At 63.5% G+C, this 17,002-nt stretch carries 16 protein-coding genes; 7 read left to right on the forward strand and 9 right to left on the reverse strand.

Going from position 1 to position 17,002, the window contains the following annotated elements:
- The first annotated feature begins 1 nt into the window (after position 1).
- The 7 genes from EK373_RS08275 (at position 2) to EK373_RS08305 (ending at position 7,720) form a co-directional block, all read left to right on the forward strand.
- Complete coding sequence (locus EK373_RS08275; RefSeq protein WP_129642217.1) at positions 2–934, forward strand: TPM domain-containing protein; 933 nt, start codon at positions 2–4, stop codon at positions 932–934.
- Positions 935–939: 5 nt separating this feature from the next.
- Positions 940–1,431 carry a TPM domain-containing protein gene (locus tag EK373_RS08280; RefSeq protein WP_129642218.1) on the forward strand — a complete coding sequence of 164 codons (492 nt, stop codon included), beginning with the start codon at positions 940–942 and terminating at the stop codon, positions 1,429–1,431.
- Between the two features lie 70 nt (positions 1,432–1,501).
- On the forward strand, positions 1,502–2,746 hold the full coding sequence (locus EK373_RS08285) for a L,D-transpeptidase family protein (protein WP_129642219.1): 1,245 nt from the start codon (positions 1,502–1,504) through the stop codon (positions 2,744–2,746).
- 132 nt (positions 2,747–2,878) lie between these two features.
- Positions 2,879–3,763: a protease HtpX gene (gene htpX / locus EK373_RS08290; protein ID WP_129642220.1), complete on the forward strand. Its 885-nt coding sequence runs from the start codon at positions 2,879–2,881 to the stop codon at positions 3,761–3,763.
- A 137-nt stretch (positions 3,764–3,900) separates the two neighbouring features.
- On the forward strand, positions 3,901–5,079 hold the full coding sequence (locus tag EK373_RS08295; protein WP_129642221.1) for a glycosyltransferase: 1,179 nt from the start codon (positions 3,901–3,903) through the stop codon (positions 5,077–5,079).
- 88 nt (positions 5,080–5,167) lie between these two features.
- Positions 5,168–6,016 carry a KPN_02809 family neutral zinc metallopeptidase gene (gene ypfJ, locus EK373_RS08300; protein WP_129642222.1) on the forward strand — a complete coding sequence of 283 codons (849 nt, stop codon included), beginning with the start codon at positions 5,168–5,170 and terminating at the stop codon, positions 6,014–6,016.
- Between the two features lie 63 nt (positions 6,017–6,079).
- On the forward strand, positions 6,080–7,720 hold the full coding sequence (locus EK373_RS08305) for a hypothetical protein (protein WP_129642223.1): 1,641 nt from the start codon (positions 6,080–6,082) through the stop codon (positions 7,718–7,720).
- On the opposite strand, the gene EK373_RS08310 is transcribed toward EK373_RS08305, so the two are convergent.
- From EK373_RS08310 to EK373_RS08350, 9 genes are read right to left on the reverse strand one after another with little or no spacing between them, the layout of a single operon-like run.
- The gene (locus EK373_RS08310) at positions 7,698–8,270 is read right to left on the reverse strand and encodes a cob(I)yrinic acid a,c-diamide adenosyltransferase (protein WP_129642224.1); all 573 of its coding nucleotides are present in this window, start codon (positions 8,268–8,270) and stop codon (positions 7,698–7,700) included. The two genes, EK373_RS08305 and EK373_RS08310, sit on opposite strands and share 23 nt — an antisense overlap.
- Before the next feature lie 25 nt (positions 8,271–8,295).
- Positions 8,296–9,777, reverse strand: a complete 1,482-nt coding sequence (locus tag EK373_RS08315; protein WP_129642225.1) for a cobyric acid synthase — start codon at positions 9,775–9,777, stop codon at positions 8,296–8,298.
- On the reverse strand, positions 9,777–10,721 hold the full coding sequence (cbiB, locus tag EK373_RS08320; protein WP_129642226.1) for an adenosylcobinamide-phosphate synthase CbiB: 945 nt from the start codon (positions 10,719–10,721) through the stop codon (positions 9,777–9,779). Before cbiB ends, EK373_RS08315 begins: the two co-directional genes overlap by 1 nt.
- Positions 10,722–10,725: 4 nt before the next feature.
- Positions 10,726–11,520: an ABC transporter ATP-binding protein gene (locus EK373_RS08325; protein ID WP_129642227.1), complete on the reverse strand. Its 795-nt coding sequence runs from the start codon at positions 11,518–11,520 to the stop codon at positions 10,726–10,728.
- Positions 11,517–12,494 (reverse strand): FecCD family ABC transporter permease, encoded by a 978-nt coding sequence (locus tag EK373_RS08330; protein WP_129642228.1) that lies wholly within the window; start codon positions 12,492–12,494, stop codon positions 11,517–11,519. Before EK373_RS08330 ends, EK373_RS08325 begins: the two co-directional genes overlap by 4 nt.
- Complete coding sequence (locus EK373_RS08335) at positions 12,491–13,357, reverse strand: ABC transporter substrate-binding protein (protein ID WP_198683149.1); 867 nt, start codon at positions 13,355–13,357, stop codon at positions 12,491–12,493. Before EK373_RS08335 ends, EK373_RS08330 begins: the two co-directional genes overlap by 4 nt.
- A complete protein-coding gene (cobO, locus tag EK373_RS08340; protein ID WP_129642229.1) occupies positions 13,354–13,983 on the reverse strand; it encodes a cob(I)yrinic acid a,c-diamide adenosyltransferase in 630 nt (209 codons plus the stop codon). Before cobO ends, EK373_RS08335 begins: the two co-directional genes overlap by 4 nt.
- Positions 13,980–15,020 carry a threonine-phosphate decarboxylase CobD gene (gene cobD, locus EK373_RS08345; protein ID WP_129642230.1) on the reverse strand — a complete coding sequence of 347 codons (1,041 nt, stop codon included), beginning with the start codon at positions 15,018–15,020 and terminating at the stop codon, positions 13,980–13,982. The genes cobO and cobD overlap by 4 nt, the downstream gene beginning before the upstream one ends.
- Complete coding sequence (locus tag EK373_RS08350) at positions 15,020–16,981, reverse strand: TonB-dependent receptor plug domain-containing protein (RefSeq protein ID WP_198683150.1); 1,962 nt, start codon at positions 16,979–16,981, stop codon at positions 15,020–15,022. Before EK373_RS08350 ends, cobD begins: the two co-directional genes overlap by 1 nt.
- Positions 16,982–17,002 lie beyond the last annotated feature (21 nt).

Here is a 17,002-nt window from a genome sequence, read left to right on the forward strand (position 1 = left end):
GATGACCGCCTTCGCCAACTCCCGCGGACGCTTGCCAGCGCCGCGGGCTGCGATTCCCTGGCTGCTATTGCTGACGTTGCTGTTGGCGTTCGCTGCGTTTGCGCAAGAAACGCCCGTTCCAGCGCCGCCTCGGGACGCGCCGGTGCTGGATCTCACGGGCACGCTGCGGCCCGAAGAAACCGCTGCACTGAAGAGCAGGCTGCTCGCATTCGAGCAGGAGAAGGGCAGTCAGATCGCGGTGCTCATCGTGCCGACGACGCAGCCCGAATCGATCGAGCAATATTCCATTCGCGTCGCCGATGCATGGAAGGTCGGCCGGGCCGAGCCGGATGACGGCGTCATTCTGCTGGTCGCGAAGAACGACCGCGCGGTGCGCATCGAAGTCGGCACTGGTCTGGAAGGCGCGCTGCCGGACGTCATCGCCAGTCGCATCATCTCGCAGGTCATCGTGCCGCACTTCCGCGAAGGCGATTTCTCGGGCGGCATCAATGCAGCAATTACTCGAATCATCGCGGTGATCGAAGGCGAGCCGCTGCCCGAACCTGAGCGTCGCTCCGGGGGCGGTGAGGCGCGGGGCATCGGTAATGCGCTGCCAATCCTGCTGATGTTTGTTTTCGTCGGCAGCGGAATCTTGCGAAGCATGCTCGGCCGTGTCGGCGGGGCGGGTGCGACGGCGGGTATCGCCGGTCTGTTGATGTGGATTTTGACCAGCGTCATGGCGATCTCCTTTGTCGCCGCCGTCGTCGCCTTCCTGTTCGCACTCTTCAGCGGCGGTGGCGGCGGAGGTGGCCGCGGCTGGAGCAATCGTCGCGGCGGTTGGGGCGGTGGCGGCTGGGGCGGCGGCTTCGGCGGTGGAGGCGGCTTTGGCGGAGGCGGCGGTTGGAGCGGCGGCGGTGGCGGCTTCAGCGGCGGCGGTGCTTCGGGACGGTGGTAAGCATCATGAATTTCGCCCGACTCGCCCGACACATCTTCATGCCTCGACGCAGCCTGCGGCGCGCCTTCGATGAAACCGCGCTGAACGCGATAGAGAAGGCAATTACCGACACCGAGAAGACCCACGGCGGCGAGGTGCGCATCGCGCTCGAAGCGAGCCTCGATCCGGCCGAGCTGTTCAGCGACATCACGCCGCGCCAGCGCGCGCTGCAGGCGTTTTCCCACTTGGGCGTGTGGGACACCGAACTCAACAACGGCGTGTTGATCTATGTGCTCTGGGCCGATCGTGATGTCGAGATCGTCGCCGATCGTGGCTTCAACGGCCGCATCAGCGCCCAAGAGTGGACCGACGTGTGTCATCGCATGGAGCAGCTGTTCAGCCATGGCTCGGCGGCGTCTGCGGTAATTGCTGGCATTGAGGCGGCAGGCGCGCTGATTTCGCGGCATTTTCCCGCGGCGGATCGCAACGAGTTGCCGGATCGCCCGACACTGCTATGAGGGTTGGCGAGTGGCTCTGCCGGGGTACGGAAATGGAAAAGCGCGGCTCAATCAGGTAATAAGTAGCCCTATGAACCCGTCGATTCGTTCCGGCTTGGGCCGTCTGGTGGTGTTGGCCGCGGCTCTGGTGGCCGCTGGTTGCCAACTCATCCGTCCGGCTGAACCGCCGCCTCCGCCGCCCCCGCCTGCACCGCCGCCGATCGAAGCACCGATCGCGACGCATAAATTCCGCTTCGATCCGGCGCACGACGAAGTCGTCGGCGAGATCCAGATCACTCACGTGCAGGGCGAGGACACGCTCCCCGACATCGCACGACGCTTCAATGTCGGCTACGAAGAAATCCTGCGCGCCAATCCGGGCGTCGATCCGTGGCTGCCGGGCGTCGGTCGCGAGATCGTGGTGCCGACTCAGTTCGTGTTGCCGGACGCGCCGCGTGAAGGCCTCGTTGTAAATCTTGCACAGCTGCGCGTTTATTATTTCCCGAAGCCGCCCAAGCTGAAGAAGGGTGAAGTCGACGACGGCATGCGCACCGTCATCACGCATCCCATCGGCATCGGCAAGATCGGCTGGCAGACCCCGGAAGGCAGCACCAAGGTCACCAGCAAACAAAAGAACCCGACCTGGACCCCGCCGCTGTCGGTACGCAAGGAGCACAAGGAAAACGGCGATCCGTTGCCGGCGCGTGTGCCGCCGGGCCCGGACAACCCGCTCGGCGCTTTCAAAATGACGCTCGGCTGGCCGAGCTATCTGATCCACGGCACGAATAAGCCCTACGGCGTCGGCATGCGCTCGAGCCACGGCTGCATTCGTTTCTATCCGGAAGACATCGCCGAGCTGTACGACCAGATTCCGGTTGGCACCAAGGTCACCGTCGTCAACCAGCCGTTCGTCTTCGGCTGGCAGAAGGACGCGATGTATGTGCAGGTGTTTCCGGTGCTCGAGGATGACGAGCGTGAGCATCCCAAGGGCGCACAGGAATTGCTCACCGCCGGCATCAACGACAAGTTGTCGCAGAAGCTGCAACAGCACGCTGCGGCCGTCGACATCGAGCTGCTGAATCAAATCATTGCGCAGTCGCGTGGCATCGCCATGCCGATTTCGCGCCAGAACGTGACGACCGAGGCCTACCTCGCCCGAGCTCGTCGCGTGGAGAACCGGGTGCCGCAGGGCGCCACCTGGAACTACACGGAAGAAGGTCTGTTTCTCGCCGAAGAATTCGAAGCGGTGCGCGACGGCAAGCCGTTGCCCAAGAAGACGCCGCCGAAAGCCAAAAAGACGGCCGCGAAGCCTGCTGGCGCCGCCAGCGGCTCCTAAATCCTCTCGTTTATTGCGACCGGGCGCCCGCTTGAAGCGGTGGGCGTCCGGCCGCATATCGACCGCAGGTTAGCTGCGTTCGATGCTGCCGCGTTTGTCCCCAGGAATCGATCCATCGGCCTCGAGTCAACCATGAAACGCATATTGCTGTTCGTCGCCACCAACGTGGCCATTCTGCTGGTCCTCAGCGTCACCCTGCGCCTGCTCGGCGTCGATCGCATTCTCAACGAGCAAGGCACGGGCCTCGATCTGACCAACCTGCTGATCTTCTCCGCCGTCGTCGGCTTCGCCGGCTCGCTGATCTCGCTGGCCATGTCGAAGTTCATCGCCAAGCGCAGCATGGGCGTGCGAGTGATCGAGCAACCGGGCAATGCGACCGAAGCCTGGCTGGTCGAGACCGTGCGCAAACAAGCGCAGACCGCCGGCATCGGCATGCCTGAAGTCGGCATCTTCGACGCGCCCGACATGAACGCGTTTGCGACGGGTGCGAACCGCAACAACGCGCTCGTGGCAGTCAGCAGCGGACTGCTGCGCGGCATGTCACAACGCGAAGCCGAAGCCGTGCTCGCGCATGAAGTCAGTCACGTTGCGAACGGCGACATGGTGACGCTGACGCTGATCCAGGGCGTCGTGAACACATTCGTCGTGTTCCTGTCGCGCGTGATCGGGTACACCGTCGACCGCGTCGTGTTCAAGACCGAGCGTGGCCACGGCCCGGCGTTCATGATCACCACGATCGTTGCGCAGCTGGTGCTGGGCATTCTCGCCAGCATGATCGTCATGTGGTTCTCGCGTTATCGCGAGTTCCGCGCCGACGCGGGCGGCGCGAACCTCGCCGGTCGCCAGAACATGATCGGCGCGTTGGAACGTCTGCGTCACGGCCATGCAACGCCGCTGCCGGATTCCATGCAGGCCCTGGGCATCAGCAGCGACAAGAAGCCCGGCGCGCTGGCGCGACTGTTCATGACGCATCCGCCGCTGGAAGAGCGCATCGCTGCTCTGCGCCAGGCGACCTGACAGAAGGAGTCCGTTTCTCTACGACGGCGGCCAGGTTGGGCCGCCGTTTTTTTTGGCGAGGGCTTCCGGTCCCTCTTCATCAACCTGTCATGTAAACGCCATACGCTCCGCGCCCATCGTCAGTCACGAGTGCCGGCATGCGCATCTTGATGATCTCGGATGTTTATTTTCCGCGCATCAACGGCGTTTCTACCTCGATCCAGACATTCCGCCGCGGCCTGCACGCGGCCGGCCACGAGACGGTGCTGATCGCCCCGGAGTATCCCCTCGAATATTCCGACGCGGGCCAGGAGCCGGTCATCCGTGTGCCTTCCCGTTATCTGCCGCGCGATCCGGAAGATCGTATGCTCCGACAGAATGCGCTCCGCTCGCTGCGGCCGGAGCTCAAACGCGGCGGCTTCGATCTCGTGCACATCCAGACGCCGTTCATTGCCCATTACTACGGCGTGAGCGTCGCCAGGGAGCTCGGCGTGCCGGTGATCGAGACCTATCACACTTACTTCGAGGAGTATCTGCACCACTACGTGCCGCTGATTCCTCGCTCGGTGATGCGCTTCGTCGCGCGTCGATTCACCGTCTCCCAATGTTCCGCGCTCGATGCGCTCGTCGTACCCTCGATGGCGATGCAGAAGGCATTGCAGAACTACGGCGTGCGTTGTCCCATGCACATCATCCCCACCGGCATGGAGATGGAACGTTTCGCGAGCGGCGATGGCCGTCGCTTTCGCGAGCGTGTCGGCATTGCAGCGAATCGACCGGCGCTGGTGCACGTGGGGCGCATCGCTCACGAAAAGAACATCGACTTCCTGTTGCGAATGTTCGTTCGGGTCGTGAAGCGCAAGCCCGAGACCGTGCTGGTCGTGGCTGGCGAAGGACCCGCGCTCGAGCACTGCAAGTCGTATGTCGAGTCGTTGAAACTGTCGGCGAACGTTCGGTTCGTCGGTTATCTGTCGCGTGAGCGCGAGCTGCCGGACTGCTACAACGCCGGCGATCTGTTCGTGTTCTCATCGAAGACCGAGACTCAGGGCCTGGTGCTGCTGGAGGCAATGGCCTGCGGGACGCCGGTTGTTTCTACCGCCTACATGGGAACTGCCGACATCGTGAAGCCCGAGCGCGGGGCGCGCGTCGCGCCGGATGACGAAGAAGGTTTCGCAAATCTGGTCGTCGAGCTGCTCGATGATCCGGAGCGCCGGCGGACGATGTCCACTGAAGCACGCGCCTACGCCGCCACCTGGTCGGCCGGCGCAATGGCCACGCGCATGGCCGAGCTGTATTCCTCTCTCATTACTGCCGACCCGAAGCAGCTGGCGGCATAAGCTCGACTTCAATTTAGCGGCGACCGGAACACTTTCCGGTCCAGGCCGTATAACCTCTACCGACAAGAAATCTCGGCGGAGTGACGTCATGCGTTGGCGAGGCCGGCAAGGCAGCTCGAACATTGAAGATCGGCGTGGCGTCCGTTTCGGACGGGCGGGCGGCATCGGCATCGGCACTATCGTGCTGGCGTTGATCGCCATCTACTTCGGCCAGGATCCATCGGTCGTTCTGCAAGGCGTGCAGCCTTCGGCGCCCACGTCCCAGGAAGGGCCCTATCAGGAAACTCCCGAGGAAGCGCAACAGCGCGAGTTCGTCGGCGTGGTGCTGGCGGATACGGAAGAAACATGGGGCCAGATCTTCAGTCAGGCCGGGCGCACCTATGAGCAGCCGAAGTTGGTGCTGTTCTCGGGCGCGGTCGAGTCGGCTTGCGGATTCGCCGAGGCTGCGGTCGGGCCGTTCTATTGCCCCGGCGATCACAAGGTTTATATCGATCTGTCGTTCTATCAGGAGCTGCAGAACCGCTTCGGCGCACCGGGCGATTTCGCGCAGGCGTATGTGGTCGCGCACGAGATCGGACATCACGTGCAGACGCTGCTCGGCATTTCGGAACGCAACATGGCGGCCCGGCAGCAAGCGGGCGAGGCCGAGGCGAATGCCTTGTCGGTGCGGCAGGAGCTGCAAGCCGATTGTTTCGCCGGCATCTGGGCACACAACGCCGACCGTTCGCGCCAGCTGCTCGAGCAGGGCGATATCGAAGAAGGATTGAATGCTGCCGCCGCGATCGGCGATGACCGCTTGCAGAAGCAGGCGCGCGGCTACGTAGCGCCGGAGTCGTTTACACATGGCAGCTCGGAACAGCGAGTGCGATGGTTCAAACGCGGCTACGAGACGGGTTCGGTGCAGGCTTGTGACACTTTCGGCACGAATCAGCTGTAAACAGTTGTAGCGCCTGTCAATAGCTATGATAACTTACGCTCCGCACACACCTGGGGAGGTACGGTGCGGGAGCAAACGCTCGCTGGTATCCAGTTCGCGGCAACGTCGAGTGCGGAGCAACCTATTGCGCGCGCCAACGCGCAACTGACCGCGTTTGTCGGTCGTACTCTTCGCGGCCCGCTGCATCAACCCATCGTCGTCCGCAGCTTCGCGGACTTTCAGCAGCACTTCGGCGGCCTGTGGCAGCCGAGTCCGCTTTCCTACGCAGTCGAGCATTTCTTCGAGCAGGGCGGTCGCCAGGCCGTGATCGTTCGGGTCGCGAACGGCGCGGCGCCGGTCACGCTCTCGTTGAAGTGCGGCCGAGAGACGTTGCGACTGGAAGCGCGAGCTCCCGGCACTCGTGAGTTCCTGCGAGCTTCGATCGATTACGACCATATCGATAACAACGACGAACAGACCTTCAACCTGGTCATTCAACGCGTGCGCTCGCCGGGTTCGGAGCGGGTCGAGGAGCAGGAAACGTTCCGTGCCCTGTCGGTGGATCCGCAGTCGACCCGGTTTGTCACTTCGGTGCTGTTGGAATCGGACCTGATGCGGGTGCGCGGCGCCGTGCCGATGATCCGGCCCGATCGGACGCTCATGCCGGGCACCAATCTGCCGGTGGGCTATGTGAACTCCAATCCCGATGGCGACGACGGCAAGCCCATCAGCGACTATGACGTGATCGGCTCGGCCGCCCGCGGCACGGGATTGTTTGCACTGGGAAGCGTCGACGACCTGGCGTTCGTCTATATCCCGCCGCTGGCGCGAGTCATCGACGTGGGCGTGAGCGCGTTGCTGGTCGCAACCCGCTTCTGCCGGGACAAGCGGGCGATGCTCATCGTCGACCCGCCTTCGTCGTGGGAGAGTGCCCCCGAGGCGATTCGTTCGCTCAAGGCCCTCGACTTTCGTAGTGACAACGCGCTGATGTTTTTCCCGCGCATCGCGGCGATGGATCGGCTGCGAGGACGCCTCGAAGTCTTCGGTAACGGCGGGGCGGTCGCGGGATTGTTGTCGCGCTCGGGTGAGGCGGTTGCGGCGGCGGTTTCAGATCGCGAGCCGGAGCCGATGCTCCGCTCCAGCGCCAAGCTGGCCAAAGAAGTGAACAGCTCCGATCGCTGGCTGCTCGCGGCCATGGGCGTTAACGTGCTGCAGTCGGTGCGCAATCCCGATCGCGAGTGGCCGGCTTTGCGGACACTGGCCTGCGGCGCGAGTGCGTCGTCGGATTGGGCTTATCTGGCGCAGCGGCGCTTCTCGCTGTTCGTCATCAACGCCATCGAGCGCGGCACGCGCTGGTGTGCGGGCTTACCCAACGCGGCGGGCACCTGGATGCGAGTGTCGCGGCAGATCTCTGATTTCTTGAGCGAGCTGCGCAGTGCGGGCGCCTTCGCTTCAGTGCCGGCCGATCAGGCGTTCCTGGTGATTTGTGACGAGCGCATCAATGACGAGGGCGGCGGCATCAACATCCTCGTACAGTTCGCCGCCACCCATGCCGGCGCCTATCACAGCTTCATGCTGACGCACCGGCCCGGCGGCTCCACGGTGAAGCCGGTGATGGTCAATCGCTTCGAGGCGACCCTGGTGGTGTCGCGCGAGCTGGAGCAGGAGATCACGCTCCGGCTCACGCCCAAGGACGATTTGATCAGCGTGCTGGCTTTGAACTGACCGGCGTCGTTTTCTTCCAAAGCACTTCCTGTCCGTTCTCGTGCCGCGCCAAGACACGCGCGATCACGAAGAGCAGATCGGACAGGCGATTCAAATAACGCGTCACTTCCGGGGCGATGTCTTCCTGCTTCGACGCCGCCCACGAGCAGCGCTCCGCCCGCCTCGTAATAGCTCGCGCGAGATGACAAGCGGCCGCCGCCGGTCCCCCGCCGGGCAGAATGAACTCCTTCAACGGCGGCAACGGCTCGTTGAACTTATCCAGCGTTTCCTCCAGCGCATCGATGTGCGCCGTTGTGATCACCCGATACCCCGGCACCGCGAGCTCTCCGCCGAGATCGAACAACTCATGCTGAATCTGCGTCAGCGCCGCCGACACATCGGTCGGCAGGTCAGGCACAGCGAGGATCATTCCAATCGCACTGTTCGCCTCATCTACCGTCCCATACGCCTCGATGCGCGCATGCGTCTTCTCGACCCGCGATCCATCGCCCAACCCGGTCGTACCGTCGTCGCCGGTGCGTGTGTAGATCTTTGAGAGGCGGTGGCCCATGGAGACTCCTGAAGCAGAAGGCGACTTATACGTCCTGGCGGCTCAGTCTCGCAATGCGAGCCAGCGCCTCGAGGTCCAAGGCGGATGCCAATGTGGCCGCAATCCCATCGAGCGATTGCTCGACTCTGTAGGCGTAGTCCTCTTCGTTCGACTGAGCGCCGAGGCGCGCGAGGAAGGCGGAGCGGAACGCGGGGGAGTGGAAGAGGCCGTGGATGTGGCAGCCGAGGATGCGGGTGTCGGGGGAGAGGGCGCCGTCGGTGGCGCCGTTGTCGAAGCGGATGAAAGGCCTTGCAGTTGCTGGGCCGGTGGAGAAGCCGAGGTGCATTTCGTAGCCGCTCACGGCGGAGCCGGTGACCCGGTCCGTGCCGGTGATGGCGCGGAGTTGTTTGTTGCCGGTCATGGTGGTGGTGATATCGAGCAGGCCGAGGCCGCGGGCGGAGTCGTGGCCTTCGATGCGCTCAGGGTCGAGGACGACGTTGCCGAGCATTTGATAACCGGCGCAGATGCCGAGCACGCGGCCCCCGCGGCGGGTGTGAGCGAGCAGGTCGATGTCCCAGCCTTGTGAACGGAAGAATTCGAGATCGGCGATGGTCGCCTTGCTGCCGGGAAGAATGATCAGCGTCGCATCGAGCGGCAAGGGCTGGCCGGGTGGAATGAACATCAGCTCCACCTGAGGCTCCGCGCGCAACGGGTCGAAATCATCGAAGTTCGCGATGTGCGGCAGGCGAGGAATGACGATGCGAATGCGATCTCGAGCAGCGACAACCGGCGCAACGCCCGGCTGATCCAATTGCATGGCGTCTTCCGCAGGCAGCGCGCCGGCCTGATGCAGCCATGGCACGACGCCGAGTCGAGACCATCCAGTGCGGCTCTCGATGGTCCGGAGCCCATCATCGAACAGGCTCGCATCGCCTCGAAACTTATTGATGATGAACCCGTGAATGCGCGCGCGATCGGCCTCATCGAGCACGGCATGCGCGCCGACCAAAGAAGCGATCACGTGTCCGCGGTCGATGTCGCCTACCAGCACAACCGGCACATCGGCCGCATGCGCAAAGCCCATGTTCGCAATGTCATGGGTGCGCAGGTTCGTTTCCGCTGGGCTGCCCGCACCTTCGACGATCACCAGCTCCGACTCTTGCTGTAACCGGCGAAAACTCTCGACCGCGATCTGCAACAGCTCCCGTTTGTCGCGTCCGTGTGCGCTGGCTTGCATGACGCCCTGGCGTCGGCCGCGGACGATCAGTTGCGAGCCGAGATCGCTTTGCGGCTTGAGCAACACGGGATTCATATCGACAGTCGGCGGCGTTCGGCAAGCGACAGCCTGCAGCGCTGTCGAGCGGCCGATCTCACCACCGTCAGGCGTGACCGCCGCATTGTTCGACATGTTCTGCGGCTTGAATGGCCGCACTGTCAGGCCGCGATTCGCAAACAAGCGGCACAGCCCCGCGACGAGCAGCGACTTGCCGACGTCCGATCCACAGCCTTGGATCATGATCGCCGCCATTAGCCGTTTGCACCCATCGCGAACCCAACCGCCACTGCAGTCAGCCACAGCAGGCCGCAGGCAATCACATAGATCCGCAGCCCGCGCTTGAGATCGTCAACCGTCGGCGACGCCCCCGCGCCGAACACAGGTCGTTCGTGCATGACGCCGTCGTAAGCTGTCGGTCCGCCGAGTCGGATGCGTAACGCGCCCGCCATCGCAGCCTCCGGCCAACCGGCATTCGGCGATGCATGTTTCGGCGCGTCTCGGCACATTACTAACAATCCACCGCCGCCGGCGATGGCGAGCAACGCGCCAGCGAGCCGGGCGGGAATGAGATTCGCGACGTCGTCGGCGCGCGCGGCCGCCCAACCAAACATTCGCCAGCGCGGCTCGCGATGGCCGATCAAGCTGTCCGCGGTGTTCAGCGCCTTATATGCAAACAACCCGGGTAAGCCGCCGACGAACAACCAGAGCGCCGGCGCGACGATGCCGTCGTTGAAACTCTCCGCAAGACTCTCAAGCGCAGCACCTGCTACCCCGGATTCGCTGAGCGCTGCCGTGTCACGGCCAACGATTTGCGCAACTTCGCGGCGTGCGGCAACCAAGTCGCCGCTAGTAAGCGGCTGAAGCACAGCACGAACGTGAGTGAACAAACTGTGCTGCGCGAGGCCGGTGCTCGCGACCAAGACAATCAAAGCCGAACCGAAAGAAATATGTCCAGCCAGGGTCTGAGCCACGTAACCGACACCAGCCGCGCCACCTGCCACCAACACGACAGTCACAACACCCAACGCGCGTCGCACCCCGTCACCGAATTCAGGTCGATTCCAGCGACGCTCCAGCGCATCGAGAGCAATCCCGATCCAGACCACCGGATGACGAATCGCGCGATAAATGGCGAGCGGGTAGCCGACGCAGGCTTCGACGATCAGCGCGGCGAGGAGTAGCCAGGGGTCGAACATGTCGCTAGCCCCGGGGCGCGCGCCCGTGAATGGCAATCGTCGGCGGCGTGCCATGCATGCCTTCGAGCCACTGCGCGTCGATGTCATAAACGTCGCGCAGGATCTGCGGCGTCAGTGCATCCTGAGGTGAGCCGTCGGCAACGATGCGCCCATCATCGATGATGATGACTCGATCGGCGATTCTTGCCGCGAGCGTGAGGTCGTGAATGGTCAGCACAACGCCGCCGCCTTGATCGGCTGCCGCTCGCAACAGTTCAGCGGCTTCGAACTGATGTGACGGATCGAGGCCGGTGAACGGCTCATCCGCCAGAATCCAATCCGACTCGCCGGCGAGCACACGAGCCAGCAGCACGCGTGCACGCTCACCACCCGAGAGCGTCGTCACGGCACGCTCGGCCCACTGAGCGACTTCGGTTTTAGCCATGGCGCGAGCCACGGCGGCGCGATCTTCCTCATCGCTGCTGACGCCTTGAAACGGAATGCGGCCGAGCCCGACCAGGGTCTGCACATCGACCGCCCAGGCGATCTCGGGGGTCTGGGGCAAAAAGGCGATGCGACGTGCCCGTTGCATGGCGGCCAATGAATGCAGCGATGTTCCATCCAGCTCGATCGAGCCGCGCTCCGGCCGGAGCAGGCCGGCGATGCACGACAACAGTGTGGACTTGCCGGCCCCGTTCGGGCCGAGCACCGCGGTGACTGCGCCCGACTGCAGTTGCAGATCGATGGCATCCAGCACGACGCGGCTGCCCCGTCGAAACTGTAGTCCGTTGATCTTCAGGTTGCTAGCCGCCCGGGTCATGTGAGCTTGCGCCGCATGGAGTGCAGCAGCACGAAGAAGAAGGGTGCGCCAATCAACGACATCACCACACCGAGCTCGAGCTCCGAGCCGCCGGGCAGCAGTCGCACGACAATATCTCCTGCGAGCACCAGGGCTGCGCCGCCAATGGCGCTGGGAACCAACAATGCGCCCGGACGCGAGCCGACCAGGGAGCGCATCAGATGCGGCACGATCAGCCCGACGAAACCAATGACACCCGTGACTGCAGTGCTGCCGCCGACGATCAGCCCGATGCCAAAGGCGAGCTGCCATTGCGCACGATTCAAATCGATGCCGAGCGAGCGCGCACCCGTCTCGCCAAGCGTCAGCGCGTCCAGGGAACGACGACAACCGAGCACGGCGATGCATCCAATCACGATCAACGGCGCGGCGATGGTCAGTTCATCGAAGCTTCGATCCGTGAGCCCACCCAGCATCCAGCGCACGATCTCACCGGCGGCCCATGGGCTGGGCGATAAAGACAACACCAACGAAATGCCCGCGACGGCGAGCGCGCTCAGGATGATGCCGGACAAGACGAGCGTCAGCACGCTGGCCGCCATGCCGGACAAAACAAACAACGCAGCCATAGCCGTCATGCCGCCCAGCACGCCGCAGACGGGCAGCACCCACGGATGCAGGCCGGCGATGTTGAAGAAGATGCTGAGCACCGCACCGAGCGCCGACATCGCCGATACACCCAAGGTTCCGGGCTCGGCGAGAGCGTTGCGCAAATAGCCTTGCATCGCTGCGCCTGCAAGACCAAGCGATGCGCCGACCAAAACACCAAGGATCGCGCGAGGCAGGCGCAGCTCGAGCAGAATCGCGCGACTGACAGCGTCCTGGGCCTTCCACATATCCCAAGTCAGCGTCACGCGGCCGACGGCGATCGACAGGATCGCGAGCACGACGACGAGCGCCAGCAGCGCAGGAATGGCCCACCGACGCGAAGTCACAGCCTGACCCTCGTACGCCGCACAGCCAACGCTTGCTCACGAGCGCGCACGAGCGCAGCCGCCGCAGGGACCATCGTCGGTCCGGCGCAATACAACAGGCGCGCTGGAAACACGGCCTGTGTCATCTGAGACTCCAAAGCGCGCAGCGCTCGATGGCGGACGATCCTTTCTTCTCGCATCGGTGCGCCGGGCGAAGTCTCCCCGACCAGTAAGACATCGGGCGGCGCTGAGACCAAGACTTCCAAAGGCAGCGGGCGATACTGCTCGACGCCATAGCGCGCGGCGATATTTCTAAGGCCGGTGAGCTCCATCAATTCGCCGACGACGGTATCCGCGCCCGCAGACAGGCCGCCCGGCTGATAGATCGCTGCGGTCAACGGTGGCTCGCCAGGAGGCAGACGAGCAGCGTCCAGCGCGGCCTGAATGCGCGCCACCATCGCTTCGCCCTCACGCTCCGCACCCAGCAGATGTGCGACCTGTCTCACCTGCGCCAGGCTTTCTTCGACGCTATCCGGAACATCGAACAACTCGAACCGGATGCCGACCCGCTTCAGCGCGTTGCGAGTGGCAATGGCTGAGTGGCGGCTGGTGAGCACCAGGTCCGGCCGAAGCGCAACGATTTCCTCGGCGGTTTCATAAGTAATCGGCAGGTCTCGCGCCGCGTCTGAGATCGTCGATCGCTGCGGATCGCGCGCGTAATGACTGAGTGCTGCGATCCGATCGTGCGAGACCAGTTCGATGACGATGCCGTCGACGCACATGTTCAGAGAAACGATGCGGATCGGATGAGGCGTCGGTTCCCCCGCCTGCGCGCCCGGCGCGAGCCATAGAGCGGCCAGCAGAGGTGCGAGCCAGAGTTTCAAAACTCCACTCCACGCTGCGGTTTGAAGCCGGCCTCGTAAGGGTGTTTGATCGGCGTCATCTCGGTGACCAGATCGGCGATCTCGGTCAGTTGGGGTCGTGCATCGCGCCCCGTGATGCAGATGTGCTTATCGCGCGGCCGGTTCTTCAGGAACGCAACCACTTCGTCGATGCTGACGTAATCGTTGCGAATGGCGATGTTCAGTTCGTCGAGCAGCACGAAGTCATACTCGGGATCGAGGATCAGCTCGCAGCTGCGTTGCCATGCCTTCTGGGCGGCGGCGATGTCGCGCTGGCGGTCCTGCACGTCCCAGGTGAAGCCTTCGCCCATCACTTCGAACGTCACGGCTTCGGGAAAGCGACGGAAGAAATGTTTCTCGCCGGTCTGCCACTTGCCCTTGATGAACTGCACGATGCCGATGCGCATGTCCCAGCCGAGCGCGCGGGCCACCATGCCGAAGGCGCTGGAGGATTTGCCTTTGCCCGGGCCGGTGAGGACCATCAGCAGTCCGCCGCGTTCCTTCTTGGTTGCACGCTCGGCGCGACGCTCCGCCTGGCGCAGCTTCATGTCTTCGGCGTGCAGGCGGTCCTTCTCGGCTTCGGCAAGGCCGTCGGTGGGTGTGCTCATGGTTGCACCTTCAGCGCGTCCGCAAGGCGGCGCCAGTCTTTTGCACCGAGCGGCAGGCCGAAACGTAACAGCGTGCTGTCGTAATCGAACGGCCGGGCGAGGATGCCGTGAGAGATGAGTTGCGTGAATCTTGCGCGTGCGTTCGGAGCACGAGCCAATCGATAAAGCGAGGTGCCGCCGACGATCGTCATGCCGGCGGCAACGAGCAGTTTGTCGAGACGCTGCGAGGCGCGATGCAAGCGAAGACGTGTTTTCGTCGCCCAGGTATCATCCGCATAGGCCGCGAGTCCCGCGCGCAACGCATCCACAGACACAGGCCAGTCGCCAAGCAAGTTACGTAGCTGGTTGGCGATGGCTGGGGATGCAATAACGAATCCCAGACGCACGCCGGCCAAGCCATAGAACTTTCCAAATGAGCGCAACACGATCATGCGCGCCGCGCGATCCGTGCCAGCCAAGCTGGCGACGCTGTGCGCGGGCTCGAGATCGCCAAAAGCTTCGTCGACGATCAACACGCCGCCGTTTGCTTGCAAAGAATCGTGCAACGCTTGCAGTTGCTCGCGGTTCAGCACGCGGCCGTCCGGATTGTTGGGATTGACCACGGTCATCGAGGTGTTCGCGGCGGCCCGGGTCGTCAGCTCCGAATCGGCGACGACGTTCGTCTCTATTCCGGCCCGCATCCAAGCATCTGCGTGCGATCCATACGTCGGCCCCGCAACCACGGCCGACGCTGTTTTCAGCAAATAGGGCAGCAGTCGAAGCGCGTTCTCAGTTCCACCAGTTGCAACGGCTCGCGCCGGATCGTCGACACCAAAGGCTGCGGCCGCGACGGTTTCCAGCTTCGTCAGCTCGCTCGGCTCCGGCAACCGATTGCGCTCGCGAGCCGAGGCTCGCGGCGCTGAATACGAAGAAGGATTGATGCCGGTGGACAAGTCAATCCACGGTTGCGGCACGTCAGGAAACAATGAGCGCGCGACACACAGGCGGCCGCCATGATGTGCGAAGCGACCTGCTGCGATGTCGGCGCCACTGTCCATCAGAAGCTCTGCCGCAGGCCGGCGTAGAACGTGCGGCCGAGCGTGCCGTAGTTCTTCACCGTTTCGTACTCTTCATCGAACGCGTTCTCGATCCGACCGTACACTTCCAACGAATCGCTCACCGCATAGGACGCGCGGAAGTCGAACAGCGTGTATCCATCGAGCACGACGGTGTTGGAGATGGTGTCGAAGCTGCGGCTCGAATGCTGGACGGCGACTGTCGTCGTCAAGCCGGCCGGCCACTCGTAGTTCACTTGTGCATTGGTGATTTCATCCGGTCGACGCGGCAGCGAATGGCCGAAGTTCGGCGTGCCGCGCGCCGTGTTTTCTGCATCCATGTTCGTGTAGTTCACGGTGAGCGACAGCTGTTCGGTAACGTGCGCGACTGCCGACAGTTCGACGCCCTGAGCGGTCGTCTGCTGGAAGTTGTCGTAGTAACCGTTGGGGCGCGCCAGGCAGCTTGGCGTGGTCTCGCCCCAGCAGGACACGAAGTCGATCATGTTTGTCGTGTCGCGATCGAAGTAGGTTGCGGACACCACCAGCCGCTTGTCGAAGAGGTGTTGCTCGATGCCGGCGTCCCAGCTCTCCGCCTCTTCGGCGTCGAGATTCAGATTGCCGAACTGGCTGTACAGCTGATACAGCGTCGGTGCTTTGAATCCTTCGCCGTAGCTGGCGCGCAGGATCGTCGCGGGCGTAACAGACCATGCGGCCGACGCACGAGTCGTGGTGTGGCCGCCGAAGGTTTCGTGATCGTCATAGCGAACGCCGGCGGTCAACGACAGTGCATCGATCGGTGTCACGTTGACTTGCGCGTATGCGCTGTCGATCTGCACCTCGCCGGTCAGCGGCACGGGATTCGGATCCCAGGTCTGCGGCGATGCCGTGCTCAATTCGGAGCGTTCCGACTCCAGGCCTACGATGGTGCTCACTCGATCGGTGATACGCAGCGTGCCCTGATATTCCCAACGCTCGTTGCGACCGTCGGCATCGAAGGTCGTCGGCACCGGCGAGGAGGGATCGGTGTCCTTGCGGTCGGTATCCGTGTACGCAAAGCCGACGCGATTCTCGAAACGTCCGTCGAGCGCGTCGAAGTTCACACCGACATAGGTCGTCAATTCCTCGGTGGTGCCGTAGTCAGGTGTGTCTGCGAGACCGAAGCCTACGAAGCTATCGAATTCCGAACGGCCGTCGCTCCAGGTCGAGCGGATTTCAGCAGAGACGTTGTCGGTGATGTGCAGAATGCCGCGCGCATTGAATCCAACGTTCCGATAGCCATCGGCCTCGCGCCCGCCCAAATCGCGCGAGTACGCAGAGATGCCGTCGCTGGTCAGATAGTTGCCGCTGACGCGCCAGGCGAAACGGTCGCCGCCGGCTTGCGCGTGAGCGCGGACCATCGCGGTCTCGTGAGTGCCCCCCTCGGCGGAAACGGATGCGGACAGCGGGCCTTCGGGCACTGGAGTGACGATGTTTACTACGCCGCCGATCGCCTGGCTGCCCCAGAGCGTGGACTGCGGGCCGCGCAACACTTCAACCTGCGCAAAGTCGGTGGTGAGCAGATCCGCGAAGCTGAATTCGCCGCTCGCCGAGGATGGATCGTTGAGCTTGACGCCATCGATGAGCACCATTGTCTGATGGCTTTCGGCGCCGCGAATGCGCAGCGTCGTGGTGCCGCCCAAGCCGCCATTGCGTGCGACCGCCACGCCCGGTGTCATCGCAATCAGATCGGACACGGCAGTCTTTTGGCTGCGTCGCTGCTCTTTCGCGGTAATTACAGTGACCGAATCGCCGACGCGCGACGTTTCCTGAGCGATGCGATTGGCGGTGACGATGACATCTTCGACGCCATCTTCCATATCGGCGGCCAGCGCGGGTAACGCCGGATGCAACAGCAATGCAACGGACAGAGTGAGGAAGCGAGACGAGGCCCGAGACGTGGGGCCGGAGACGAGGTTGGTAGACACTGAGAGCTCCGCTGTAAGTTA

This window comes from Peristeroidobacter agariperforans, assembly GCF_004138335.1.
GTDB lineage: Bacteria > Pseudomonadota > Gammaproteobacteria > Steroidobacterales > Steroidobacteraceae > Steroidobacter > Steroidobacter agariperforans.

Bases quoted from the DNA above. Each gene is read 5' to 3' on its own strand.
- EK373_RS08275 (WP_129642217.1), top strand. From the start codon at position 2: ATGACCGCCTTCGCCAACTCCCGCGGACGCTTGCCAGCGCCGCGGGCT.
- EK373_RS08280 (WP_129642218.1), top strand. From the start codon at position 940: ATGAATTTCGCCCGACTCGCCCGACACATCTTCATGCCTCGACGCAGC.
- EK373_RS08285 (WP_129642219.1), top strand. From the start codon at position 1,502: ATGAACCCGTCGATTCGTTCCGGCTTGGGCCGTCTGGTGGTGTTGGCC.
- htpX (WP_129642220.1), top strand. From the start codon at position 2,879: ATGAAACGCATATTGCTGTTCGTCGCCACCAACGTGGCCATTCTGCTG.
- EK373_RS08295 (WP_129642221.1), top strand. From the start codon at position 3,901: ATGCGCATCTTGATGATCTCGGATGTTTATTTTCCGCGCATCAACGGC.
- ypfJ (WP_129642222.1), top strand. From the start codon at position 5,168: ATGCGTTGGCGAGGCCGGCAAGGCAGCTCGAACATTGAAGATCGGCGT.
- EK373_RS08310 (WP_129642224.1), bottom strand. From the start codon at position 8,270: ATGGGCCACCGCCTCTCAAAGATCTACACACGCACCGGCGACGACGGT.
- EK373_RS08315 (WP_129642225.1), bottom strand. From the start codon at position 9,777: ATGGCGGCGATCATGATCCAAGGCTGTGGATCGGACGTCGGCAAGTCG.
- cbiB (WP_129642226.1), bottom strand. From the start codon at position 10,721: ATGTTCGACCCCTGGCTACTCCTCGCCGCGCTGATCGTCGAAGCCTGC.
- EK373_RS08325 (WP_129642227.1), bottom strand. From the start codon at position 11,520: ATGACCCGGGCGGCTAGCAACCTGAAGATCAACGGACTACAGTTTCGA.
- cobO (WP_129642229.1), bottom strand. From the start codon at position 13,983: ATGAGCACACCCACCGACGGCCTTGCCGAAGCCGAGAAGGACCGCCTG.
- cobD (WP_129642230.1), bottom strand. From the start codon at position 15,020: ATGGACAGTGGCGCCGACATCGCAGCAGGTCGCTTCGCACATCATGGC.